We start from the raw sequence: 25,482 nt of genomic DNA, 5'->3' as shown, positions 1-25,482 counted from the left end.
TATGAGGTTGATAGGTCCGAGGTGGAAGCGTGGTGACACGTGGAGCTGACGGATACTAATAGATCGAGGACTTAACTAACTTATTTGATATCGTTTGTTTACTCTTATTTAGTTTTCAGGGTATAATAATCCAAAACAAAATAACTCTTGATTTTTTTCGGAAAACGATTATAATAGAGTTTGTCACGAAAAAAATAGGTCACTTGGTAATACCATTTATGTCTGGTAGTGATGGCGAGAAGGTCACACCTGTTCCCATACCGAACACAGAAGTTAAGCTTCTCAGCGCCGATGGTAGTTGGGGCATTGCCCCTGCGAGAGTAGGACGCTGCCAGGCAATTCCATTCCACAGTAGCTCAGTGGTAGAGCAATCGGCTGTTAACCGATCGGTCGTAGGTTCGAATCCTACCTGTGGAGCCATGGAGAGCTGTCCGAGTGGTCGAAGGAGCACGATTGGAAATCGTGTAGGCTGCGAAAGTGGTCTCGAGGGTTCAAATCCCTCGCTCTCCGCCATTTGAATTATATTAAATGGCCCGTTGGTCAAGCGGTTAAGACACCGCCCTTTCACGGCGGTAACACGGGTTCGAATCCCGTACGGGTCACCATAATGGAGGATTAGCTCAGCTGGGAGAGCACCTGCCTTACAAGCAGGGGGTCGCAGGTTCGAGCCCTGCATCCTCCACCATTAGTTAAGTAAATAAATATTGAATACTATATATTACCGCGGGGTGGAGCAGTCTGGTAGCTCGTCGGGCTCATAACCCGAAGGTCGTAGGTTCAAATCCTGCCCCCGCAACCAAATTATTTTATTGTACTGTAAAATACAACAAAATTTAATTATAGTGGTCCGGTAGTTCAGTTGGTTAGAATGCCTGCCTGTCACGCAGGAGGTCGCGGGTTCGAGTCCCGTCCGGACCGCCACTATAAATCTTGTATTTTAAAACATATTGGCTCGGTAGCTCAGTCGGTAGAGCAACGGACTGAAAATCCGTGTGTCGGCGGTTCGATTCCGTCCCGAGCCACCATTTATGTCTTTTTCTTATGTCGGAGGGGTAGCGAAGTGGCTAAACGCGGCGGACTGTAAATCCGCTCCTTCGGGTTCGGCAGTTCGAATCTGCCCCCCTCCACCATTTATAAAAAAATAGTAATATTTTTGATAGTAGGGGTATAGTTTAATGGTAAAACGAAGGTCTCCAAAACCTTTGATGTGGGTTCGATTCCTACTACCCCTGCCATTTTTATTATGGCGGCCGTGGCGAAGTGGTTAACGCACCGGATTGTGGCTCCGGCACTCGTGGGTTCGATTCCCACCGGTCGCCCTTTTATTGGGCTATAGCCAAGCGGTAAGGCAACGGGTTTTGGTCCCGTGATTCCTAGGTTCGAATCCTAGTAGCCCAGCCACTGCGGAAGTAGTTCAGTGGTAGAACACCACCTTGCCAAGGTGGGGGTCGCGGGTTCGAATCCCGTCTTCCGCTCCAGAATTTATGGCGGTATAGCCAAGTGGTAAGGCAGAGGTCTGCAAAACCTTTATCACCGGTTCAAATCCGGTTACCGCCTCCAATTTTACTATTCCATATAAATAGTAGGCATTAGATGGTCTACAAATACATTAAACTCTTTTGTTTTAGTTGCAATCTATATTGCAGTTAAAACAAAAGAGTTTTTTTTATTGTTATTAAATTCAATTAATGTTCTCGAAAAGGAAAATTATAGTATTGTAATCCCTGTATAATATTTACAGTTAGGGAAAACTAATAGCGGACTCAAATAATTTTGGAGGTAGGAGGATAATGGAAACAAACCACAATGCACGTTTAACTTCAACGGAGATTACACAACTTTGGACTAATTATATGGATGATAGTATGGCAATTTGTGTATTTAGATATTTTTTTAATATTGTTGAAGATAACGAGGTGAAAGAACTTGTCAAGTATGCACTTGATCTAGCTGAATCACACATTCCAAAGCTAAATAGTTTTTTTGAGGGAGAAAATTATCCAGTACCGATTGGCTTTAATATTAATGAGGATGTAGATGTTAATGCCCCTAGACTATATTCGGATAGTTACATACTTACCTATATTCGAGATATGTCCCAGATTGGTATGAACAACTATTCGGTGGCTATTGCATGCTCTGCAAGAGAGGATATTTATGATTATTTTTCTCATAATTTTACTGAGGCAAACATGCTTCATAAAAAGGCATTAAAACTAATGCTATCAAAGGGGCTTAATGTACGTCCACCATATTTATCACCGCCCAAAAAAGCGGGTTACATAAAGAAACAACGCTTTTTGACTGGGTGGTTTGGTGAAAGAAGACCACTAAATGGGATGGAAATCTCGAACTTATTTTCAAATATTCTCCGTAATGCATTGGAGATTGCAACGTTAATTGGTTTTGCGCAAGTCGCTAATTCTAAGGAAGTAAGGCAGTATATGGAAAGAGGGAAGGAAATAACAGCAAAACATGCTGAAGTGTTAGGTTCTGTTATGCGTGAAAATGATCTTCCTGTTCCAATGACATTGGAAACAGAAGTTACAGATTGTACCACCTTTGTTTTCTCTGACAAATTAATTATGTATCATACAACAACATTAAATGCAGCTGTATTAGGATTTTACGGGTTTAGTTTAGCTGCGAGTCATCGACGTGATTTAGGGCACCAATATACCCGATTAAGTACAGAGATAACGGCGTATTGTGAGGATGGGGCAAATATTATGATAAATAATGGCTGGTTGGAGGAACCACCTATGGCGTCGGATCGACAACAATTAGCAGATGGGTAGTGTGTTTAAATGGCAAGGGATAAAAAAATGGAGGTTTTGTTTTGGAGTATTGCGTTACCTGGGTTTGGACATTACTTAAATGGAAAGCTTTTTAAAGGGACAGTTCTAATTATATTAGAATTCCTCGTTAACGTTCAATCCGGTTTGAATTATGCCATACTTCCAAGTTTTCATGGAGAGATTCATGAAGCTATTTCTGCTACCAATTTTCAGTGGCTGATGTTTTATCCATGTATCTATTTGTTTGCCATCTGGGATGCTTATCGAGATGCGGGGGGTGGAAATGAACCATACGCATTTATTCCATTTGTTTTTTCAGCTTATATAGGAACTATTGGGGTAGTCTATTCCCCGACATTTAATATAAATGGAGTATATTTCGGCGTGATTTGGTTGCCTATTATCTTTCTAATTCTTGGATTTCTTATAGGAAAGGTTATTCGATTCATTATATTGAAACGGGTAAATAGGAAAGAGAAAGCAAGCTAATGTAATGTGGTTAAACAATTTTTGGTTGACTTCTATTGCCATTCCGTGCTATATTAATATTTGTCAGTCAAGACATTCGTCAATTATTAATATGCCGGTGTGGCGGAATTGGCAGACGCGCACGACTCAAAATCGTGTTCCTTCGGGAGTGTCGGTTCGACCCCGACCACCGGTATCTATAACAATTTGTAAAACAAAATCGAAAAGACCTTAAACACCCAAGAGCATTACTATATCAATGTTCATGGGTGTTTTATTTCTAAATGTACTCGGCTTCGGCTGAAAAAAGTGACTCTATAATACTTTCTCCATCATACAAAAAAGTACCCTATAGGTAGACTTATGTTAAACTGTCTACTCTATAAGGTACTTCCTAAAATAAACAAGCTCTCTCGCTACTCTAGCGATCCATCACAAATCCAGTTTTAGATGTTTGGTTTTCACTTAGCCAACCTTCCTCGCTCAATTTGTTAAACCAAACTGCTTCAATTTGGTCAGCCTTAGCTGAATCATCAGTTTTCGTTGAAATTTCCGCAATGGTTTCACCTTTATAAGACCATATTTCTACATCTGCATCAAAACCAAGAAAATGGCCTTCATAAGTATGTGCTAAAGCTGGACCATACGGTATCGTGTTAGCTAACGTTTCACGATACCAATCTTCATCATCCCATTTTCGATATTTTTTCGGTGCTTCCTCTTGGAACAAGTTAATAGCGTACGCTGGATCGATTAGATCAAAGCGTAATATGTCATCTTTTTTGAATTTTTTCTTACGACTGATCGAAAAGGTATCTACACCTTCCTTACGATCATTTTCAAATTTGTAATTGGACATATCACCGTGGAATCCTTTTTCACTTGCTTCCTCAATTGCATCAGGTACAGCTACTCCTGGAAATACTTTCTTATAGGTAATATTTGTTTTCTTATCACTGGCATAGACACGAAGACGATGGATATAGCCTAGCTTACGAAATGTCTGATCAGGAGTATCAAAATAATAGACCTTTACATCTTCATCATGTTCCGCATCGAAAATATCGAGCATCTCATTAATGCTTGGAAAAGAGTCCAAATCAAGATTGAATTTCACTTCGAAGCCAGGTTCAATATCACTTGCAGCATATGCTGGTGTAGCAGCTACACCTATCATCACAGTTAATAAAAAGCTAAACAAAATAATAATTTTCTTCATCGTACAAGCCCTCCAGTTACATCATTTTTTGGATGTATTACATGTAATATTGTTTCTAAATCCTTTTGCTTGCTATGGAAAAAAATAAATCTCTTAGCATCAATAGTTCTGATTAATGTTTGCACATCTTTCTTATCGGGATGTGATTTGTAAAAAGGAGACTGCTCACTTTTATATAAAGATGTGTTGATTTCATGAAAGCCATTTGGTTTGCTTCTTAATAAGTAAATACCAGGTTTTCCTGTTCCTGAACATATTTCAAGACGTTCGCTCTGCAGCAATGCCTCTAGTTCAGAGATTCTTTCTGTTTGTATGTTATCGATGTTTTCCAAGTAGTCATATAAATGTTGATATAGTATGCGATCAATCATAAATTGTCTGTCAGGAAGTGCTTGAAATAATAAAAATAGCAAGTCACAGGCTTTGCCAGATATCGTAATAGGAATGAGATATTTCTCTTTTGGATTTTTCATTTCTGCCAAAATATTAGTAATACTTTTCCGGTAGGGCATTGTTTGTGCGCCGTTTCCACTATCGATGAGTGCAACATCATAATGGTGCCTATTTGGTGTGTCTGTCACTAATAATGGCGAAGCAAGCGCAATATCACCAGAATAAAAGATTGCATGCTCTCTTAGATACATGATGTACCAGATGCTTCCGAGCATATGTCCGCTGTAGCCCCACGTAATCGCGAGATCCTTTGTTATATGGATTCGCTTTCCTCTTGTTTTTTTGTCAAAGGAACGAAACTTTAACAGATCAATCGATTCAAACCCTGACTTATTTTGCCAATTCGCCATAATAGCTGGCATTTGTTTTAAACTTGCTTCTGTCATCCATATGTCCCCTGTAAAGCCTTTTGCTGCCAGCATAGGCAGTGCCCCGATGTGGTCATTATGAACGTGTGAAATAAATACTGCTTGAATGGATTGTGCAATCTCCTCCGTAATAGGCGGATATACCTCTGGATTTCCGTTTCGTACACCACAATCAAGCATAATGCGTGTGTTGGTTAGTTTGTCTTCTAGTAAAAAGCAATTTCGCCCATATTCTCCTACCCCTCCAAGGGCCAATACATCAATCATTAGCTAGTGCGCAATGCCTTTCGTTGTAAGAGTTCAATCAAAAAGATACAAAGTATGGTTATCAGTACCGTGATGACAGCCATTGCCATTCCTTTTGATACATCACCTTGTTCAAATTGGCTAAAAATAAAGGTGGCACTAGTTTCAACTGATGGAGGGAGAATAAGTAAGGAACCAACTAGTTCACGCATTGATATAATAAAGGTCATCATCCAACCGGCTAAAATACCTTGTCCTAATAATGGTAGCCACACTTTCAAAAGAATCATCCAATTATTTTGAGCAAACACTGCATTTGATTGGTGAATCGATGGATGAAGTTGGGAAAGAGCAGATTTCGTATATTGAACAGAATAAGGTAAAAACAACACAATATATGTTAAGATTGGCATCCAATTTGTATTATAGATGGTTGTAGGAAGCCATGCTGCATTCCAAAACAGAATAAGTCCTACGACGAAGACAATTCCAGGAATGATATTTGATAACAAGCTAGTAAAATCGAGAAACTGTTGTGGTTTCCTTTTGCCATCTTTAATATATAATGCTGCACAGAATCCGATGCAAGCCGCAATAGTAGAAGCGACAAAGGCAAAATTAATACTGTTCATCAATGCTTGAAAACTAGATGAACCAACTGTAAAAAGATCTGTATAGTGACTAAATGTTACGTTACTCATGCTTAGGGCTTCCCCACGAACCTTTAATAAAGAAGTAGCGATAATTGAAAAATAGGGTATACCAATTGATAATCCTAGAATGATTAACACATATCCTGAAGAAACGATTCGGATGATGAGTGAATCCTTAACTTGGTTAGCGATTGTTGATTTGCCTGAAAGTGTACCATAAGAATGTTTACGGCTAATCACATTTTGAATATACCAAATAAGCATACAAACACTTAGTAAAATAAGTGATAGACTTGTAGCGGCAGAAATATTAATCGGCCAATGAGACAGATAACCATGAATTTCTGTTGTAAAGACATCATAGCCAATCCTCTTACCGAAAGTGGCAGGGGTTCCGAACTCTGCCAACGTCTTAATGAAAACAAGTAAAGCAGCCATCACATAACTTGAGATTAGTAGTGGCAAGATGGCACGAATCCAGTTCATAATGGGATTGCCACCATAAATTAATGTCGCATCCTGAAAAGAGCCATCAATTCGGAGTAAAGCGTTTTTTAACATTAAATAGAGAAATGGGTATAGATGCATACTCATGATAAATACCATTCCAGCTACACTGAAAAAGGTAAACGGTGCCTCTGATTGGAAAATCTGTTCATAATAACCATTATGTTGCATAAACAAAATCCAGCCCATTGAACCAATATAGGGTGGTGTCATAAATGGAATAGTGAAAACAATATCTAACCAGTCGTATTTAGCTAAAAATGTTTTTGTTCTAATAATGGCTAAAGGTAGTGCGATACAGGTCGTTAGTGCAATGACGTAAAGACCAAGCAATAATGAATTTTGCATCGTTTTGACAATACTATTGTTTTGTAAGACAGATAGCAATGAATCAAATGAGAGAGTGCCATCTTTAAAAAAAGTATAGCCGAGCACCGCAAGAAGTGGTGCTACAGCTAATATACTAAGTATAATAAACAAAGCCGTAAAAGGGGCATGTCTACGTACAATCATACGTATTCCTCCAGTGTGTTACATCATTGTCTAGAAGTTTTAATTCATTGATGAGAACTTATTTAATGTTTCTACTTGTTTTTCTTCCGCATTTTCCCAATCAACAGGTAGTGTTGGAATCTCATTTAATGCAGGACGGTCATTTAATTTAATCGCATTATTACCAGGTAGAATGTAAGCATTTGCTACCATTTCTTGTGCTTTATCAGATAATAAGAAATCCATAAATGCTTTTGCACCTTCAACATTTTGTGCATCTGTTAGTATACCGGCAGCACGTGGGCTGATAACTGTACCACTTTTAGGATAGTAAATATCAACTGGTTCACCATCATTTTTCGCTTTGTATGTCATATAATCGACAGCAGATACAACGACATCTTTATCACCTGTTATAACAGCATTCAATGATTCTTTATTTGCTCCAGCGATAAGTAAGTCATTGTCCATCCAGCTTTGAATCGTATCCCAACCATCATCATTGGCATTTGTTAAACCATAAAGAAAGTCAACAGCAGAACCAGAAGAAGTTGGGTCAGGCATTGTTACACGACCTTGCCATTCTGGTTTACTGAAATCACTCCAATCGGCATCGATAGAATCTACTTGGTTTGTGTTATAAGCAACACCAAGAGCAGCAGCGCTATAACCATAATAATAGTGTTCTGGATCACTCCAATCAGGATTGATGCTGTCACCGTTCTCTGCTTCATATGCTTGTAATTTACCCTCTGATTTTAAACCTTCCATAGATGGTACAGAAGCTAATACAACAACATCTGCCACAGGATTATTTGCTTCCGCCTCTAGACGAGATAAAATTTTTCCTGTTGTACTTTGGAACATTTCTACTTTAATTCCTGTTTCTTCTTCAAATGCTTCTTGAATATTTTCTGCTAGCCCACCTGGTCCTGCAGAGTATACGGTAATGGTGTTGTTATCTGTAGATGGATTGCTTTTTTCTGCGCCTGTAGATTCATCATCGTTAGCTCCGCAAGCACCTAATAGTATTGCCGTTGTAAAAATTCCTGCCACTAGCGCTAATTTTAATTTTTTCATTGTTATGCCTCCTGTTTTCTTAATGAATGAATGGTATTTTCCTCGATATAAAGCTTGATCTTTTCACCTTGTTCATGTGGATGATGATCATAGAACCTCCACAAATGACCGTTTGTTTCAACGAAAATGAGATAACGGTCACCTTCATACATGTTTTTTTTCACAATTCCTGATCTTAATGTGGTGTTTGGTTGTGGGTATAGATGTACATGTTCAGGACGAATCATTTTTTTCTTATCCTCAACCCAGTTAGTTTTTCCAATGAAATTAGCTACAAAAGGATTGGCCGGAGAATGATAGATCGCTTCAGGTGTACCTGTTTGAACAACTTCCCCACTGTCCATAACAATCATGCTGTCAGACATTGCCATTGCTTCTGTCTGATCGTGTGTAACAAAGATGGCTTTTGAATCAATTGATTGTACAATAGTCAAAATCTCTTCACGCATTTGCTCACGAAGAATCGCATCAAGTGCACTAAGTGCTTCATCAAACAAGATAAGCTTTGGGTTAACAGCAATTGCTCGAGCTAAGGCGACACGTTGCTGTTGCCCACCAGATAGTTCACCGGGCTTCATTTTTGCTTTTGCCTCAAGCTTTACTTTCTTTAATGCATCGTGAACGATTTCTGTACGTTGAGATTTTGATATTTTTCCTCTAAGACCAAAAGCAACATTGTCAAAAACAGTCATGTGTGGCCAAAGTCCAAAATCTTGAAACACCATCGCAATTTGTCGCTTATTTGGCTTTACATTTACTTTTTGCGACTTAGAAAAAATCGGCGTGTCATCGAAATAAATTTCACCAGCTGTTGGTTCTGTAAGTCCTGCTAACATTTTTAACAAGGTTGTTTTACCACAGCCTGATTGACCTAGAATCGTTACAAACGTATCTTCTATTGTTAGGTCAATCGGTTTTACTGCTTGGACATTACCATATTTTTTCTCGACCCCTTTTAAATGAATTTTCATCAAATCCTCTCCTCACTAATCAGTGTAGTAGAGAAATGTTTAGCTACTATTAACTAACTGTTAACACTAAATTAAAATAAATCTGATAAAATCATCATAACGTTAGAAAAAATCTAAAAAACTTTAGGGTGATAAAGTGAATATACAAAAATTAAATGTGTTTATTTCATTAGTAGAAACGAGAAAAATGACAGATACCGCTAAATCACTTGGTTTATCGACACCAACCGTATCATTTCATATTAAATCGTTAGAGGATGATTATGGGATTAAGCTTTTTCGTACTAACGCAGGTGGCTATCGACTGACAGACGCAGGGGAGATGCTTTATCACTATGCAAAGCAATTAAGCCAGACAAATCAAGCATTAGAAAAAAGTGTAGCAGATTATAAAAATGGAGAAAAAGGTTCTCTAAAGCTCGGCGCAAGTGGTGTACCAGCACAGTTGTTTATGCCGGAATTAATCCATCAACTAGCTGAACGCTATCCAAAGGTCAAGGTTTCCTTAGATGTAAAAACAGCTCCAGATATTGAAAGAAGACTATTATTACAAGAACTAGATTGTGGCTTAATTATGGAAACAGGTAATAAGGAACAAAATCTTTTATATGAACCTATTACTAGTGATAAGATTGTGCTAGCCTTTAGTAAGGATCATTCATTTAACGGGAAAATAAGTTTAGAAGAAAATGATTTATACAATCAGACACTACTAGTTCACAGGCTATCTAGTTCAACAGGTCGCTTTTCCCAGTCATGGCTACAAGAAAAGAAGTTAAGGATGGAAATGATTCAACTAGATTCTGTTTCAACGATTATTAAGATGTTGTCATATGGAAAGGCTGTCGCACTTATTTCTAAACGATTAATAGAAAAGGAAGCACATTTATCCTATATAGAATTTCAAAATCAAGATTTGGAAAGACAAATTCATTTTGTTTATCACCGTAATTTATGGATAAGTGGGCCATTTCAATATTTTCAAGAGCTTGTGAGAGCTTTAAAGAAAGAGTTAGCTCAAAATGTGAATCGAATCGGCTAAATAGCAAAACATGTAATAAACTATATGTGGTCGCAAACAACTAGCTCTATTTTAGATTTGCTTTATTATTTGGTAATTTATCGAAATACAAAACAAGCCATTTAGTAATTTTAATTGTAGAGCTGATTGGAGACTAGACGGAAATAAATTTTAATATTAGGATTTTTCATGAAAGTCATTTATTTAATGTTTTTGAGTATCCCCTGTTATTCGAGGGGGCTAGCATCCGTTAGGACTTCTAGGCAATGGGCCAGTCAAAGGCAGTTTGGTATTGTCAATATACATATATGATATTTGTAAGAGAAGACCAAAATACACCCTGCTATGGAAGAACTTGGATAAATTATGATAGAAAGGTTCCAGCTAGCAATTCCACGCTTTACATGTAAAATCCTATATTTTATGTTAAACTATAATAGTTTCATATATTTTTTAACAAAAATAGCTGTTAATTCATTAGTTTAATGTATGTACATTCATATTTTTGTCCTTTGATTATTTTCCTTTTATGGATATGAATCAATTATATTCATATCCAGTAGAAGGGCAGTTTACTCCACTTTTCTAATGAACCGTATAGTATTAGGAATTTAACCCTAATTCCCCTTGATTATTTTTTCAAAAATTATTTTAGTTTAGCAGGAGAGAGTAGATTTCTCTGCAAACGGTAGTTGATGGCACAAAGAAATAGAGAGAGTATTACTTTTGTCTCAACGTACATAAAAGAAAGGAATAGTTTTATTTATGCGTAGAGTTTCAAATGTTTTTTGGATTTCACTTGCAATTGTATTGATATTAGTCGTATTTGGTGTAGTTTCACCAAGCACCTTTGAAAAAATCACTAATAATATCCAAGCTTTTATAACAACATCGTTTGGTTGGTATTACCTTATTTTAGTGACCATTATTGTATTGTTTTGTGTTTTTCTAATCTTTAGCCCTGTGGGTGCTATTAAACTAGGAAAGCCTGAGGATAAACCCGCATTTTCTAAACCTACTTGGTTTGCTATGTTATTTAGTGCAGGTATGGGAATTGGACTTGTGTTCTGGGGAGCAGCGGAGCCACTTTCTCACTTCATGGATCCCCCATTAGCTGAAGGTGGAACAAATGCAGCAAATAAAGAAGCCATAAGGTATGTTTTTTTTCACTGGGGAATTCATGCCTGGTCTATATATGCAATTGTAGCGTTGGCATTAGCTTATTTTAACTTCCGTAAAGGGGAGCCAGGCCTTATTTCTGCAACGTTAAAACCAGTACTAGGAAAAAGAGCGATGGAAGGGCCTTTCGGAACCGTTATTGATGTGCTGGCTGTTTTTGCCACAATTGTTGGGGTTGCTACCACTTTAGGGTTTGGAGCCGCACAGATTAATGGTGGATTATCATTTTTGTTTGGGATACCGAATAATTTTCTTGTACAGTTAATTATTATCGTTATCGTCACCATACTGTTCATGGTATCTGCCATGTCAGGTTTAGGTAAAGGGATTAAATATTTAAGTAATACAAACATGATTCTAGCAGTTGGATTATTTTTATTAATGTTTATTGTAGGACCTACGATTCTCACATTAGACATGTTTACAGATACAATCGGTGGATATATTCAAAATATAGTTCAAATGAGCTTTCGAATTGCACCACTCAATGAAGAACATCGTGAATGGATAAATGAATGGACGATATTTTATTGGGCATGGTGGATTGCTTGGTCACCATTTGTTGGTATCTTCATTGCGCGCGTTTCAAAGGGAAGAACAATTCGCGAATTTTTAGTTGGTGTTTTATTACTACCATCTATTGTGAGTTTTTTATGGTTTGCGATATTTGGTACTTCCGCAATTGAAGTACAAAATGCTGGAAATGTAGATTTAACGAACTTTGCTACAGAGGAAATTTTATTTGCGATATTTAATGAATTTCCATGGTCAATGATACTCTCGTTAGTAGCAATAACACTTATCTCTACTTTCTTCATTACGTCAGCAGACTCTGCAACATTTGTACTGGGAATGCAAACAACACGTGGATCACTAACACCTCCAAATTCAGTGAAATTTACTTGGGGAATTGCACAATCCGCTATAGCCATCATTCTGTTATATAGTGGTGGATTAAAAGCACTCCAAAACGCTTTAATTGGAGCAGCATTCCCATTTTCATTGATTATTGTGTTAATGTTGGTTTCGCTTTATCGTTCATTATCCAAAGAGAAGAAAGAGCTTGGACTAGTAGTCAAGCCAAAACCTCGTAGTACAAATACAGTTAGGGAAGCGGAAAAAAGGGAGTAGAACCTTTTTATCAGTGACTTAATCTATTTTAAATTATATGAAAAGAGTGTTATAATACAAATAGTTTCTTTTAGTTAAAGAAAGCTAAACTCTTGTAAGTTGATGAAAGTTATATTTTTATAGAAGGATAAAGAGAATAAAATGCTCATTGTCCATGTATTAATGTAATTTTTGTAGCTTATAAATGCTAGTCAATAAGTCTCAATTTAATAAAAGGTTATGATGGATTAGAATTTATGCTATATATCATCGAAGCCAAAATAAGAGGTAGTATGTTACTACCCTTATTTTGGCTTTTTTATATTGGAAATAAATCCTAGAAAAAGTGGTTTGGATGTGGCTACGAATATAAGAGCCTAAGCATATGAACATGCTATCACTTGGCATAGGTTATTCATTGAAGTTGCACTCCTCACATTAAGGAATAACATTCGAGTAGTATAACTCATGGGGATGCTTTATGAGAGGTTAAACATAAAACATGTATTTTTATAAAGCAATTATACTATTGGAGGGGTAAAGGGATGACCAATAATAATAGGGAGTTGAATGGTCAACAAAAATCCCAACACTTGGAAGAATATATAAATGCACAAGTAAAGAATAAATTCACTATTGCCTCCACAGGAAAGGAACCTTTTATTATCATTAATTTGGATCACAAAATAAGATATGCGAGTAATTCCAACGAGTCCATATTAGGATATTCACCGGGAGAATTAATCGATATGAGTCTTTATGATATCGTCCCTAATGATGATTTGCCGATTACTCACTTTTTCAGGGAAAGTCTTCAATCAATAACAACAAAAGCTTTTACTAAAAACTATCGTGAATGGATAGATGTGAAACTCACTTTGATACCAATATATACAAATAATGAATTAGTTGGTAGATATATTTTACTTTCTGAAGCCTCAACTGACAATCAATCACTAGAAGACATAACCCGTAAAAATGGAGGTTCTTCTTATAAAAACTTAATTGACCATTCTCCTTTTGGCATCATTATTATAGATGACTATAAAGTAGAATATATAAATCTGTTGGCATTAAGAGCACTTGGAGCCAAAGGAAGAGATAGCGTAATTGGCAAAAGTATTTTCAACCTTGTTCCAGCAGAAGACATTGAGTTATTAAGAGAAAAAATAAAACAGACCAATAAAAGCATTATTGAGCGCCCCTTTAAACAGAAACTATTAAAACTAAATGGAAATCTAATAGAAGCAGAGATGCAAGCATTACCAGGTATTTATAAACAAAAGAAAATGACCCATTTCATTATTAGAGATCTTTTTGAAAGCAAAAAAAACTTTGATCTATCGATATTAATTGCTACAGGAGTTGCATATGAATTAAAAAAACCGCTAATTCGACTGAAAGGATTTATAGAATTAATAGAAAGTGGATTAGATAACAAAGCGTATTATAACGTAATTAAAAAGGATATTACGTATATGGAGAAAATACTAGACGAAATACTTGTCTTAGAAGGAGATAAATATGAAGATACTACGGGACGAGATATAAGTGACATACTAAGTCTAATTAGAAATGTAATGAAATAATAAGAAGTTAGTTTTGCAAATTTATCAGATTGATGATAGTCTAAAGAAGACTAATGTCTTAACGTCATTAGTAATTATTACCGAATTTATTTTTGTGATTGTTATTTTTTGACTATTTGTATACATGAAATGAGTCTAGAAACTTATTTCTAACCTAAATTGGTAAATGGTAGAAACTATTAAGAAATAGAAAGTCTATCCATGGCCTAACTTCTTATTAATGGAAGTTAGGCCTTTTTATATTTAAAGGCGGAGGATATAGATGGAAAGAGTACATATTGAGATGCAGGAACTGAATAGTTCAATAAGTAAACATTTAAAACATTGGTATGGGAAAGGACCACAAACCTGTTATACTACCTTGCATGAAAATAAGTTGGTCGTACATATTAACAAATTTATCACCCCTTCGGAGAAAGCACTATTAGATAATAATGATGAGTCACTAGCATATATCTTTAGGACTTCAGTAATGGACCAGATCTGTAAAAGTTTACAAGAGGAAATATATAATTCTTTAGGGATTTTGTTTAATAATTATTTTAGTGATTGGGATTTTGCCACAGATACAGGGATTATTTTGTTTCAAAATGAACATTCTGATTGGAAGAGTGAAAATATAGATGAACCATCTCAAGAGCATTTCATTAGTAGAATTAATGATGTTAGCTCTAATTTACACAGAGTACCTTCCCTTATAGAGGTGGTTAGGTTTAATAAAAAGCTATTTGCTATAAAATGTCACAAAGTGATGCTACCGGTTGAAAAGGCCTTATATCAAAAAGGTCATATCGATATTTTACACGAACGGGCGAGGGAAATTAAAAAAAGCTATTTAGATATAGGAGAAGTATTTGGAAGGCAAATTAAAGCAGTTTATATGATGTGGGATTATCAAAATGATCAAAGTTATTCTTTCTTTTACGTGTAATAATTCATAACAAAATTTGAATTGCTCTCCATTGTAGTAGTCCCATGAGGATATATTTTATAGATAATAGAGCAAAATAGAAGTAATAGATGGGAGCATTTTTATTTACCATTAGCTAAATCTAAAGAAAACCTTTTCGGTTGTCCTCCATTATTAAATTTAAACGTAAGTATGAATCATAAGGGAGGTATATGGTGGATCAAGCAGTATTAAATTCAATCAGCAGCTATACAAGTAAACTATTGAGGAAAAACTTTGGTAAAGGCCCAAAGTCATGTCAAACGACAATAAACCATCAATTTGTTGTAATGTATATACGAGGATTTATCTCCCCTATGGAAGAAGTACTCATGAGCCAGGGCCAGACTAGCCAAGTAGAAATAGCTAGGAATGTTATTATCAACCATGTTTTAGAGGAATTAACCGGAGTAATCCAAGTATCACTAGACAGAGAAGTGGAGCATTATTATCACGATTGGAATTTTCCTAATAATTCTGGTGTCATAATCTATGTATTAAATGAAGAAATAAAAAAGGAGAATATTAATCCGAAAATTGATAATTCTATGTTGGAAAGGGAGGTTGCACGCATTTCTGATTTGGTTCAGAAGGTACCTGATCATATTAGTGTTATTCCAGTAGCGCCAACCATTTACATAGTTGAACGTAGAGGGATATTGATACCGATTGAGAAGGCATTAATTGATCAAGGATTTAAAGACGAGCTATTAATTACGAAAGATACTCTAGAGAAAAGTTATTTTCATCGCTATGGAAAATTCAGGGAGATATTTAATAGTGATATAAAAGATATTTTTATCGATTGGAATACAAAGGAGGATAAGGCAGTAATGGTCTTTATATTGGGAAACTAAGAGTTAGTAAAAATACAGGGACAATCCCGGCGATTCATCATGATGTTAGAAATACCTATATAGTAAAGAGACAATTTATGATCTTATCATAGTTGGGAAATTAGTTAATGGTTGAGAAACTTATCTTTCAAACCTAAGTAACATCAGCAGTCCCGCTAGTTCAACTGTTAATTATATTTAAAGTGCTCTATCCAATATAGGCAAAAGAGTGGTACCTATCAATATATTTGATTAGTACCACTCTTTTTATTTATTAAACTGCTTTATAACTTTTTTTAACTAAATAGCAAAATATCTTTAGATAGTCTCTATTAGGCTACATTCTGATTTGAAGGTACTTCCATATCAACAACCAAGTTCTCTTTTCTATTCTTATTCCCTTTCCAGAAGAATAAAGCAGTAATGAGCATGGTCATGATGATACCGCCTGTATGTGCTGCTGAATAAGATAAGCCGAAGCCTAGATTACTATCATACAAGATATAGGTTAATACCATATCGGTAATGAATAAGGCTGGGATTAGTGAAATGAAATAATTCTTCTTTTTAACAAACAAATACATCGTACCAATCCACAGAGCCAGTGCTGCAGTGCCTTGGTTGGCAAATGAGAAATAGCGCCATAATAGGTTAAAATCAATAGTTGTTAACCAGTAAGAAACCGCGAACATTGGAAGTGCAATCATTAAACGTTTTCCCATTTTTGTTTGACTCATCCTGATGTAATCGGCGATGATATTTCGTGCTGCACGGAAAGCAGTATCTCCAGATGTAATCGGTAACACAACGGCACCAAGAACAGCAATTGTACCACCAACAGCGCCAAGTAAAGTCATGGAAACCTCATTAACAACAAGGGAAGCGGTACCCTCATTAATTAATCCTTGTAGACCTTGACCATCGAATAAACTCATAGCAGCGGCTGCCCAAATCATGGCAATGACACCCTCTGCAACCATCATTCCATAAAAAATGTAGCGTCCTTGTTTCTCATTTTGTGTCGTTCTAGAAATAAGTGGTGATTGAGTCGCATGGAATCCAGATAATGCACCACAAGTAATAGTTAAGAATAATATTGGTAGAATCGGCAAATCAGCTGGATGCATATTCGTCAATGATAACTCAGGAATTGTGTAATCTGATAATAATAATGCTATACCTACTCCAATTGAACCAATTATTAATACTGCCCCGAAGAAAGGATAAACCCTTCCAATAATCTTATCAATCGGTAGAATAGTAGACAAGATGAAATAGGAAAAAATTAGTAAAATAATAGCAATCAGAGCAATTTTACCATCAATTAAATTATGCAATAAGGATGCTGGTGTCGTGACGAACACGGTACCTACCAGTAATAATAACAATAGTGCAAAAACATTAACTAAATGACGAGAAAGCTTCCCTAAGAATTTCCCAGCAAGTTCTGGAATATGAGCACCTCGATTCCGGATAGAAATCATCCCTGTTAAGTAATCATGAACTGCCCCTGCGAATATGGAGCCTAACACAATCCATAAGAATGCCACAGGCCCATATAGAGCACCCATGATTGGCCCGAAGATAGGGCCAGTTCCGGCAATATTCAATAATTGAATCAATGCGTTTTTCTGCTTGTTCATTGGTACATAGTCAACACCGTCTTGATTGGCGTAAGCAGGTGTTGGCCTATTTGCATTTGGTCTAAATACTTTCTCCACATATTTTCCATAAGTGAAATAAGCGGTAATCAATAAAGCTATGGCAACAATAAAAGTAATCATGTGAAACCCTCTCCCTACGTTTGATAGCAAGCGCTTACAATAATGTCACTAATCATTATAATACAAAATATTCAATTTGGACAAACTACTTTGATTTATGGAATGCCATCTAAAACATGGGGAAATCTTTTCGTTGGGATTATTTCATATATGTACAATCGTAACTTACACTTCGTTCTTGAATTCTCTAGTGATGACTAATGGTGATTATATCATCTTAAACAAAGACATGGGTCTCTTGCTAAGGTTGAGCCTATGATTGTCAGGAAGAAATAGGTATCTCCCCTAAGCATATCCTTTCTAGGATAACTGATTTACAAGATGTAAAATTACTATTGACGTATATACTGAGTAAGTATATACTCGGTATATAAATACTCAGTATATAAAAAGGGTGGAGAAAGAAATGGATTTTATATTGAGATACCAATGGGAAATATTTATTTTAGCTGAAGTGTTATCACTAATTTTCATTCTGTTGTTTGGTGTTACTCGCTATGTAGCAAACAAACGAAAGTTAAGCTTGGGCTTCCTACTTCTGTTTATCGTGTTGTTGTTTCTGGAAGCTGCATTAGCACTGTTCGTCTATAAAGAAACTGGAGAAATTTCTACATTCCAAATTGTCATTACCATATTTGTTATATATGCTTGTACGTTTGGGATTAGTGATTTTAAGAAGATTGATCGTTGGATGCGTTTAAAAATTGGCAGCTGGCGTGGGACAGAACTACTAACGGAAAAAGACAAATACGTGATGCAGAAACAAAAGGATCCAAAATATATTGCAAAGAAATATCGAATCAGTTCCATTATCCATTTAATTGTTTTTATCATCGTTCAATTGATTTTCTTGAATTACAGTCTAGACAATTGGAGTCAAGTTTTGCCTTATTTACAAGATCTATCATGGATAGGTACTGAAATTATAGGGGAAACACCATATGCTAATGAGACATTATATGGGATATCGATGGTTTGGGGATTAGTGTTTATTATTGATTTTATTTATTCATGGTCATATACCATATTTCCATCAAAACAGAGGGGTGAATAGAATGATTAAAGTTACTGAGTTGAAGAAGGAATATAAAACAGGTAAAGAAACCGTACAAGTTCTAAAAGGAGTTGATTTTTCGGTAGAGGAAGGGGAGTTTGTGTGTATTATTGGTCCGAGTGGTTCAGGTAAAACAACTTTACTCCATTTACTCGGGGGTCTGGATACACCTACATCTGGTTCTATTAAACTTGATGGGGTGGATATTGCGCTTAAATCAGAAAAAGAACGTACATTAATACGGCGTAAGGACATTGGACTAATCTTCCAAAACTACCAATTATTACCGACATTAACTATCTATGAAAATATCGTATTTCCATTACATGCTGACGGAAAAAAAGTACCACCTGGAAAAGTGGAGGAGTTATTAGCGGCCGTTGATTTAGTAGGCTATGAGAAACGGTTTCCTAATGAACTTAGTGGAGGACAACAGCAACGTGTGGCTATTGCAAGAGCATTGATTCACGAGCCTTCGATCTTATTGGCGGATGAGCCAACTGGAAATCTAGATAGACAGCGTTCTAGTGATACACTGGATTTACTAGCGAATTTTCATCTGGAGAGAAAACAAACGATTGTTATGGTAACACATGATATGTTTGCCGCGGGTTATGCCGATCGAATTGTATTATTTAAAGATGGTTTAATTGAAGCAGAAGTGACGAGGGAGGATGAGGATTATGCTAAATTCCTTTCGCGTTTCCTGGCGTAATATTACACGGCATAAAAAGCGTTTTTTATTTACACTGATTGCAATAGCCCTAGGTGTTTCTGTCATGACCAGTATGTTCATTGCAAAGGCAACCTTCTCCAATATTATGGATGAGCAAGAAAAATTAACCGCTGGCAATGCGGATTTTAAGATACTTGGAACGGAGCGGTTTTTCTCTGTAAATGATTTAGGGGATTTGCTTGATCGGGATGAGGTGACAGAAGGGATAGCACTATTAACAAAGCAAGGCTTTGTTGATATGGAAACGGACTCTCCGATGCAAGCAACGGTAAACTTCACAGGGTTATCGGACTTTCAAAATGACATTATGCCATTATCTGTAAAAAAAGGAGATGTGACGAAGGAAGGATTAATCCTAACAGAAAATACAGCTACACTTTGGGGAAAAGACATTGGCGATATAGTATCTTTTCAGAATATGGGTAGCTTGGAAGTTACAGCTATTGTATATGAAGGTGGAGTCCTAAATAGCCCGAAGACAATGGAAGCAGCAAATTACCGAGACTTCGAGGTAATTGTTCCACTAACTATTCTACAAGAGTGGGTGGGAATGAGTCAGCAAATTACTGAGCTTCGCTTTCAAGTTGATGGGATACTGGACCCGCAAGAACTGCTAGCGGATTACGAAAGGAATTTTGCGGGCTCTAACTTATTTGTTCAACCAGTTGTGGTAGATACCAAGCAATATAATATTGTGGATGGTATGTATTTTGTATTTGACCTAATAGCAATATTATCGATCTTTATAAGTGCTTTTATTGCGTTCAATATGATTCGTACGAGTATTATAGAACGCAATAATGAGATTGCTATCATGAAGAGCTTAGGCTATACAAGTAGAAATGTGGTTCAACTTATTTTAAAGGAAATCGGTTTTCTAGCAGGGATAGGTACAGTGCTTGGTATAGGTATTGGGGTTTGGCTAGGAATGGTTGTTCAAGAGATTTTAATTTCTTCCATTGTGACACAAAATATCACGTATGAAGTAGAAATCGTGTCACCTATGATTATATCAGCTATCATAGGGATCGTATTTCCTTTTATAGCAGCAGCAATCCCAATATACAAGGCTGGTAAAATCCCGATATTAGATGCAATGGCAGGTCAAAAAAACGAAAGTGTAAATAAAATTAACATACCAAGAGTGATAATAGGTGTTCTTTGTACAGTTCTTGGATTGATTGATAATGTATGGGCGTTTTTACTTCTATTCATCGGGCTTGTTCTCCTGTTCCCGCTATGGATGAAGCTTACTCGATATGTCCTTAGACCAATCATTGTGATGTTGTTCGGTTTCTTAGGAAACCAAGCAGACTGTTCATTGAAGCAATTTGAGAAACGAAATGCAAATACTGCTGCGATGCTGGCTATTGGAGTTAGTTTAGCATTATTTATGAGTGCGACATTAGAATCGTTGCCTGTAGGATTGGAGAAGGATATTCGTGCAACCTTTGGTGGGGATATTATAGTAGAGAAAGAAAACGCCTGGACGAAAAATGAGATAGAAGCCTTAGCAACTATAGAAGGTATTGAAAAGGTAGACGATTATGCGGAAATACCGAATGTGACATGGTATTCTCCAGATGATGAACTTAGAGAATTTTCCATCCTTTCTTTTTCAGATAATAACGGTGCGAGTATGTTCGACTTAATAGAAACGATAGATGAAACAAGTGATATGCCATCTGTTTATATAGGCGATCGTGCATTAGCTGAAATGGGGGCAGTAGTCGGGGATATATTTACCTTTCACACGCCAGCTGGTGAGACAGAGCTTTTTATCAAAGGAACGGTTCATTCCGCTCATTATTCAGGCTATGTTGGGTTTGTAGAGGAACCATTAGTACAGGACTTCTTGAACTGGCCATGGAACTATCATATAGCGATTGATGTAGCGGATGAAGAGACTATTCCAATCGTGTTAGCTAGTCTTTGGGCTAGTTATGGAGATTCAATTGCAAATGTGGATATGATGCAATTAAATATTGAGCAAGCAAAAAGTGGGCTAGAAGGTATGAATGATTTGATTGTTGCCTTACTTATATTAGTCATTGCGATTTCAGCAATTGGAATTAGTAATACGCTATTTATGAATACGTTAGAGCGTACGAAAGAACTTGGGACGATGAGAGCATTAGGTTTTACAAAGTCTCAAGTGAGAATTATGATTATAGCAGAAGGGTTGTTAATCGGTATTACTGGTGTCGTCGTCGGAATATTGTATGGAATATTAGTCATTTATTTAAATGCTACTTCGAATCAAGCGCCAGCGTTTCTTGAATTTTCGGTTCCATGGTCTAGTTTAGTTATATCTGTTGCAGGAGGAATTGTATTTACCCTTCTTGCTTCCTGGATACCAAGTAATTCAGCATCAAAAATATCGATAAGAGAAGCAATAAATTATGGATAAGCGAGGAATATCAACATGTCAGTAAAACATTCACTACTCGCCCTATTGTATGAAAAACCTAGACATGGTTATGAATTAAAGACCGGATTCGAGGAAATGGTGCAAGGAATGTGGCCATTAAATGCAGGACAGGTATATACGACACTTGACCGACTAGAAAGGGATTCACTAGTAGAAACCCCAGGTCATGATAAGAAGGACCGCAAGCTCTATACGATTACAACTGCCGGTAAAGAGGAGCTCTGGCGTTGGTTGGAGGAGCCTGTTGGTAGATCCTTGTTCAAGGACGAATTTTACTTTAAGTTTCTATGTGCCAATCAAGTGACTTATGAGAATAGGCAAAGCATGATAAGAAATCAAAAGGAAACGATGATAAAGGATGTTCTTCATCTTACCCATCTCAAGAAGCAAATGGTAGGCTCAGGAAATGAAACGATGAAACTGCTTATTGAAGGAGCGTTGCTTCATTTAGAAGCTGATATAAAATGGTTAGACATGATTGCAGATTCGTAGAGTCATTCCTTAATTGTTAAGGAATGGAAGGAGCTTATAATTGTTAAAATGTATGGATTTTGCTCCAGATATTCTTGATTTTCTTATAAATATGAAAAGATAAGACAGGGGCCCCTGTCTTATTTTCTATAAAAGAGCTATATTTACTAACATTAGTAGTTACTTATAGTAAATGGTAAAGTTTATAATGTTTGGAATTAACTATAGCTTGATAAAAAGCGCTTATGCATGCTATAAGTATATAGGTAACATTGACATTATAGTTTTACTTTTGGGATTTGATACTGACCTGATATCCCATAATGAAAGGATTTGAATTTAATATGGTAAATAATTTTTGGCGTGATTTACCACGGCCATTTTTTATACTTGCTCCAATGGAAGATGTGACAGATGTTGTTTTTCGTCATGTCGTGAGTGAAGCAGCTAGACCAGATGTGTTTTTTACTGAGTTTACAAACACGGAGAGTTATTGTCATCCAGAGGGAACCCAAAGTGTACGAGGACGTTTAACTTTTACAGACGATGAACAGCCAATTGTTGCCCATATTTGGGGCGATAAGCCCGAATACTTCCAACAAATGAGTATTGGTATGGCGGAGTTGGGGTTTAGAGGTGTGGATATTAATATGGGCTGTCCTGTGCCTAATGTGGCAGCAAAAGGAAAGGGAAGCGGCCTTATTCTTCGTCCGGAAGTCGCTGCAGAAATAATACAAGCTGCAAAAGCGGGAGGATTGCCTGTAAGTGTGAAAACAAGACTTGGTTATACGGATGTAGATGAGTGGAGGGACTGGCTAACACATGTATTGAAGCAGGACATTGCTAATCTTTCAATTCATTTGCGTACAAGAAAGGAAATGAGCCAAGTTGACGCTCATTGGGAGCTAATTAAAGAAATCAAAGATCTTCGTGATGCAATAGCACCAGAAACACTGTTGACGATTAATGGCGATATTCCAGACCGTCAGACTGGTTTACAGCTTGTGGAGCAATATGGTGTTGACGGAGTGATGATTGGTCGTGGTATTTTTAAAAATCCATTTGCCTTTGAAAAAGAGCCGAGAGAACATAGCAGCAAGGAATTACTTGATCTGTTAAGATTGCATCTTGATCTTTATGATAAATATTCACAAGAATTAGAGACACGCTCGTTCAAGGCTCTTCATCGCTTCTTTAAGATTTATGTTAAAGGATTTCGAGGGGCGAGTGAATTAAGAAATCAGTTGATGAGCACAGAGTCAACGGATGAAGTACGTGCAATGCTTGATAACTTTGAATTAGACAATTAAAAGAAGACTTTGATGTCATTATTAATTCATACCTTAGATAAAAATACTCCCCATAAGGCAAAACAGATTTTTCTTTAGAATCTGCGTACCGTATGGGGAGTATTCTTTTGAACAATCAGTATCGGCAACTCTAACTTAATCAGAAACTTAAATTTCCAACTAAAAATCCCACCAATAATCAGGTTCTAATGGCAAGTCTCTATTTAAAGGAACCGTTTCCCCAATTTGTGGAGCCATGATATTCACTTCTAATCTTTCAGCTTCTTTTAATGCTCGTTCAATTGGATCTGTCCAGCTGTGATAGCTGAGGGTAAATGCAGCCCAATGAATTAACATCATATTCTTTCCATTTACATCTAAGTGAGCTTGAAGGGCTTCTTCTGGTTTCATATGAGCCCAGTCCCAGAGCTCATCATATTGTCCACCTTCTATTAGAGTAATATCAAACGGACCGTATTTTTCTCCTATTTCCTTAAAATGTTTATCATATCCGCCATCCCCACTTGTATAAAAACGTGTATTCTCCCCTAGAATAACCCAACCTCCCCATAAAGTGGAGTTACGATTGAGTAGCCCTCTTCCTGAGAAATGTTTGGATGGCGTCAATGCAATCGTTAAACCGTTAAAATCTGTTTCGTCCCACCAATTAAGTTCTGTAATTCTTTCTTTGCCAACTCCCCATCGAATAAGATGAGTACTTACTCCTAGAGGAACAAAAAAATGAGATCCCTTCTCCATTAGCTTAAGTATGGATGTATAATCTAAGTGATCATAATGATCATGCGTAATGAAAACTGCATCTATAGGTGGCAATTCCTCAATAATATATAAAAGATCCTGACTATAGCGTTTACTTCCCCCTGCAAATGAAACTGGAGAGGGCCTCGGTCCAAGCATTGGATCTACCAATATTTTCTTATTATCAATACTTAATAAAATAGTAGAATGACCAAACCAAGTTAAACTATCTTCTTCACTTTTCACCATGTCCCAATCAAATTTAGAAATAGGTAAGTCCCCAGTTGGAGAGCGATCGTTATCTCCTGGGAAGATAGATTCTTTAATCATCTTGAACATCCCAGAGATTCCCATGTTCATCTCTGTTGCTACTTGATTGGTAAACTTTCCGTTTTGATAGTTAGGTAATTTCTCAAATTTCTCTTGTTGTTGTTTACTTGGATTTCCACCGAACACGGGGTTGATAGTTAAAAATATAATAATGGATACCAATAGTAGAATTAAAAAAATTACGAAATACAGCATTGCTCTTCTCATTGCTCCTCCTGTAATGTAATGAAAGTGAACCTTTTCTTAAATATCCCCTTGTACAAAGTTGAATTTGTACTACGTCAATATTTTAGTATGTATAGTGATTATCCTCCATTAAGTATGGTATGTGAAATGTGAAGTGCTTTTGCTTTAAGAAATTGTTAATTAACTACTATAACAGGTTCTAGGAGATTCCATGAAACCTTGTAGTGATAATAAAAAAAGAGTCCATTATCGAAGGATTGACAAAATGGCCTCTTATTAAACAACAATATTTATTTTAGCAATGATATGGGATGAACTAGGGATTTCTTCGTATAATAGAATACTTTTTGAATATTTATAATCCATAATCGTGATAAGTAATACACCAAATTAAAATAGTTAAAATAACAAAAGAATCGTTCGAAAATTTGGTTTCAATGTAGATATAAAATAATTTTCTAAAGCAGAATAACATTTCGTTACGGTTCTTATAGGAATATTGC

19 protein-coding genes, 14 tRNA genes and 1 rRNA gene are annotated in these 25,482 nt (G+C 36.4%); 27 read left to right on the top strand and 7 right to left on the bottom strand.

What is annotated here, in order from left to right; all coding sequences use genetic code 11:
- The first annotated feature begins 221 nt into the window (after positions 1-221).
- From rrf to KGF86_RS12060, 17 genes are all read left to right on the top strand, one after another.
- A 5S ribosomal RNA gene (rrf, locus tag KGF86_RS12140) occupies positions 222-337 on the top strand.
- A gap of 8 nt (positions 338-345) precedes the next feature.
- Positions 346-420 (top strand) — tRNA-Asn (locus KGF86_RS12135).
- A gap of 1 nt (position 421) precedes the next feature.
- Positions 422-513 (top strand) — tRNA-Ser (locus tag KGF86_RS12130).
- A gap of 17 nt (positions 514-530) precedes the next feature.
- Positions 531-605: transfer RNA gene (locus tag KGF86_RS12125), tRNA-Glu, on the top strand.
- Between the two features lie 4 nt (positions 606-609).
- Positions 610-685: transfer RNA gene (locus KGF86_RS12120), tRNA-Val, on the top strand.
- 37 nt (positions 686-722) lie between these two features.
- Positions 723-799 (top strand) — tRNA-Met (locus KGF86_RS12115).
- A 45-nt stretch (positions 800-844) separates the two neighbouring features.
- Positions 845-921 (top strand) — tRNA-Asp (locus tag KGF86_RS12110).
- Positions 922-949: 28 nt separating this feature from the next.
- Positions 950-1,025 (top strand) — tRNA-Phe (locus KGF86_RS12105).
- A 21-nt stretch (positions 1,026-1,046) separates the two neighbouring features.
- A tRNA-Tyr gene (locus KGF86_RS12100) sits at positions 1,047-1,130 on the top strand.
- Between the two features lie 31 nt (positions 1,131-1,161).
- Positions 1,162-1,235: transfer RNA gene (locus tag KGF86_RS12095), tRNA-Trp, on the top strand.
- 11 nt (positions 1,236-1,246) lie between these two features.
- Positions 1,247-1,319 (top strand) — tRNA-His (locus KGF86_RS12090).
- Between the two features lie 7 nt (positions 1,320-1,326).
- Positions 1,327-1,401: transfer RNA gene (locus tag KGF86_RS12085), tRNA-Gln, on the top strand.
- 2 nt (positions 1,402-1,403) lie between these two features.
- Positions 1,404-1,478, top strand: a tRNA-Gly gene (locus tag KGF86_RS12080).
- A gap of 8 nt (positions 1,479-1,486) precedes the next feature.
- Positions 1,487-1,560, top strand: a tRNA-Cys gene (locus KGF86_RS12075).
- 230 nt (positions 1,561-1,790) lie between these two features.
- Positions 1,791-2,798, top strand: a complete 1,008-nt coding sequence (locus tag KGF86_RS12070; RefSeq protein WP_211742009.1) for a DUF3231 family protein — start codon at positions 1,791-1,793, stop codon at positions 2,796-2,798.
- Positions 2,799-2,807: 9 nt separating this feature from the next.
- The gene (locus KGF86_RS12065) at positions 2,808-3,287 is read left to right on the top strand and encodes a hypothetical protein (protein WP_211742008.1); all 480 of its coding nucleotides are present in this window, start codon (positions 2,808-2,810) and stop codon (positions 3,285-3,287) included.
- 93 nt (positions 3,288-3,380) lie between these two features.
- Positions 3,381-3,462 (top strand) — tRNA-Leu (locus KGF86_RS12060).
- Positions 3,463-3,687: 225 nt separating this feature from the next.
- Here KGF86_RS12060 and KGF86_RS12055 read toward each other — a convergent pair.
- Genes KGF86_RS12055 through KGF86_RS12035 form a run of 5 tightly spaced genes read right to left on the bottom strand, consistent with a single transcriptional unit; the run spans position 3,688 to position 9,255 of the window.
- A complete protein-coding gene (locus KGF86_RS12055; RefSeq protein WP_211742007.1) occupies positions 3,688-4,485 on the bottom strand; it encodes a CYTH domain-containing protein in 798 nt (265 codons plus the stop codon).
- Entirely contained in the window at positions 4,482-5,573 is a 1,092-nt protein-coding gene (locus tag KGF86_RS12050; RefSeq protein WP_211742006.1) for an MBL fold metallo-hydrolase, read from the bottom strand. Before KGF86_RS12050 ends, KGF86_RS12055 begins: the two co-directional genes overlap by 4 nt.
- Positions 5,573-7,225: an ABC transporter permease gene (locus tag KGF86_RS12045; protein ID WP_186870984.1), complete on the bottom strand. Its 1,653-nt coding sequence runs from the start codon at positions 7,223-7,225 to the stop codon at positions 5,573-5,575. Before KGF86_RS12045 ends, KGF86_RS12050 begins: the two co-directional genes overlap by 1 nt.
- 39 nt (positions 7,226-7,264) lie before the next feature.
- Positions 7,265-8,284, bottom strand: coding sequence for an ABC transporter substrate-binding protein (locus KGF86_RS12040; protein ID WP_186870985.1), 1,020 nt, complete (start codon positions 8,282-8,284; stop codon positions 7,265-7,267).
- Positions 8,285-8,286: 2 nt separating this feature from the next.
- Positions 8,287-9,255: an ABC transporter ATP-binding protein gene (locus KGF86_RS12035; protein ID WP_211742005.1), complete on the bottom strand. Its 969-nt coding sequence runs from the start codon at positions 9,253-9,255 to the stop codon at positions 8,287-8,289.
- Between the two features lie 136 nt (positions 9,256-9,391).
- Between KGF86_RS12035 and KGF86_RS12030 the strand changes: the two genes are divergently transcribed.
- The 5 genes from KGF86_RS12030 to KGF86_RS12010 all read left to right on the top strand — a co-directional run bounded on the left by KGF86_RS12030 (position 9,392) and on the right by KGF86_RS12010 (position 15,960).
- A complete protein-coding gene (locus tag KGF86_RS12030) occupies positions 9,392-10,297 on the top strand; it encodes a LysR family transcriptional regulator (RefSeq protein ID WP_211742004.1) in 906 nt (301 codons plus the stop codon).
- 744 nt (positions 10,298-11,041) lie between these two features.
- The gene (locus KGF86_RS12025; protein ID WP_186870988.1) at positions 11,042-12,586 is read left to right on the top strand and encodes a glycine betaine uptake BCCT transporter; all 1,545 of its coding nucleotides are present in this window, start codon (positions 11,042-11,044) and stop codon (positions 12,584-12,586) included.
- 524 nt (positions 12,587-13,110) lie between these two features.
- Positions 13,111-14,154, top strand: coding sequence for a PAS domain-containing protein (locus KGF86_RS12020; protein ID WP_186870989.1), 1,044 nt, complete (start codon positions 13,111-13,113; stop codon positions 14,152-14,154).
- Positions 14,155-14,416: 262 nt separating this feature from the next.
- Positions 14,417-15,085: a Na-translocating system protein MpsC family protein gene (locus tag KGF86_RS12015; RefSeq protein WP_186870990.1), complete on the top strand. Its 669-nt coding sequence runs from the start codon at positions 14,417-14,419 to the stop codon at positions 15,083-15,085.
- 194 nt (positions 15,086-15,279) lie between these two features.
- Positions 15,280-15,960, top strand: a complete 681-nt coding sequence (locus KGF86_RS12010) for a Na-translocating system protein MpsC family protein (protein WP_343221453.1) — start codon at positions 15,280-15,282, stop codon at positions 15,958-15,960.
- Positions 15,961-16,271: 311 nt separating this feature from the next.
- Here the strand turns inward: KGF86_RS12010 and KGF86_RS12005 are convergent, their stop codons facing one another.
- The gene (locus tag KGF86_RS12005) at positions 16,272-17,723 is read right to left on the bottom strand and encodes a carbon starvation CstA family protein (RefSeq protein ID WP_211742003.1); all 1,452 of its coding nucleotides are present in this window, start codon (positions 17,721-17,723) and stop codon (positions 16,272-16,274) included.
- A 406-nt stretch (positions 17,724-18,129) separates the two neighbouring features.
- On the opposite strand from KGF86_RS12005, the gene KGF86_RS12000 reads away from it, so the two are divergent.
- The 5 genes from KGF86_RS12000 to KGF86_RS11980 all read left to right on the top strand — a co-directional run bounded on the left by KGF86_RS12000 (position 18,130) and on the right by KGF86_RS11980 (position 23,725).
- Positions 18,130-18,777 carry a hypothetical protein gene (locus KGF86_RS12000; protein WP_211742002.1) on the top strand — a complete coding sequence of 216 codons (648 nt, stop codon included), beginning with the start codon at positions 18,130-18,132 and terminating at the stop codon, positions 18,775-18,777.
- A 1-nt stretch (position 18,778) separates the two neighbouring features.
- The gene (locus tag KGF86_RS11995; protein WP_211742001.1) at positions 18,779-19,492 is read left to right on the top strand and encodes an ABC transporter ATP-binding protein; all 714 of its coding nucleotides are present in this window, start codon (positions 18,779-18,781) and stop codon (positions 19,490-19,492) included.
- Entirely contained in the window at positions 19,461-21,923 is a 2,463-nt protein-coding gene (locus KGF86_RS11990; RefSeq protein ID WP_211742000.1) for an ABC transporter permease, read from the top strand. The genes KGF86_RS11995 and KGF86_RS11990 overlap by 32 nt, the downstream gene beginning before the upstream one ends.
- Before the next feature lie 15 nt (positions 21,924-21,938).
- Complete coding sequence (locus tag KGF86_RS11985) at positions 21,939-22,436, top strand: PadR family transcriptional regulator (RefSeq protein ID WP_211741999.1); 498 nt, start codon at positions 21,939-21,941, stop codon at positions 22,434-22,436.
- A gap of 302 nt (positions 22,437-22,738) precedes the next feature.
- The gene (locus KGF86_RS11980; RefSeq protein ID WP_425516487.1) at positions 22,739-23,725 is read left to right on the top strand and encodes a tRNA dihydrouridine synthase; all 987 of its coding nucleotides are present in this window, start codon (positions 22,739-22,741) and stop codon (positions 23,723-23,725) included.
- A gap of 159 nt (positions 23,726-23,884) precedes the next feature.
- On the opposite strand, the gene KGF86_RS11975 is transcribed toward KGF86_RS11980, so the two are convergent.
- Positions 23,885-24,988 (bottom strand): MBL fold metallo-hydrolase, encoded by a 1,104-nt coding sequence (locus KGF86_RS11975; protein ID WP_211742038.1) that lies wholly within the window; start codon positions 24,986-24,988, stop codon positions 23,885-23,887.
- Positions 24,989-25,482 lie beyond the last annotated feature (494 nt).

It is taken from the genome of Ornithinibacillus massiliensis, from assembly GCF_018310345.1.
Taxonomy (GTDB): Bacteria; Bacillota; Bacilli; order Bacillales; family Amphibacillaceae; genus Ornithinibacillus; species Ornithinibacillus massiliensis.
This window is presented reverse-complemented; position numbering and strand designations above follow the sequence as displayed.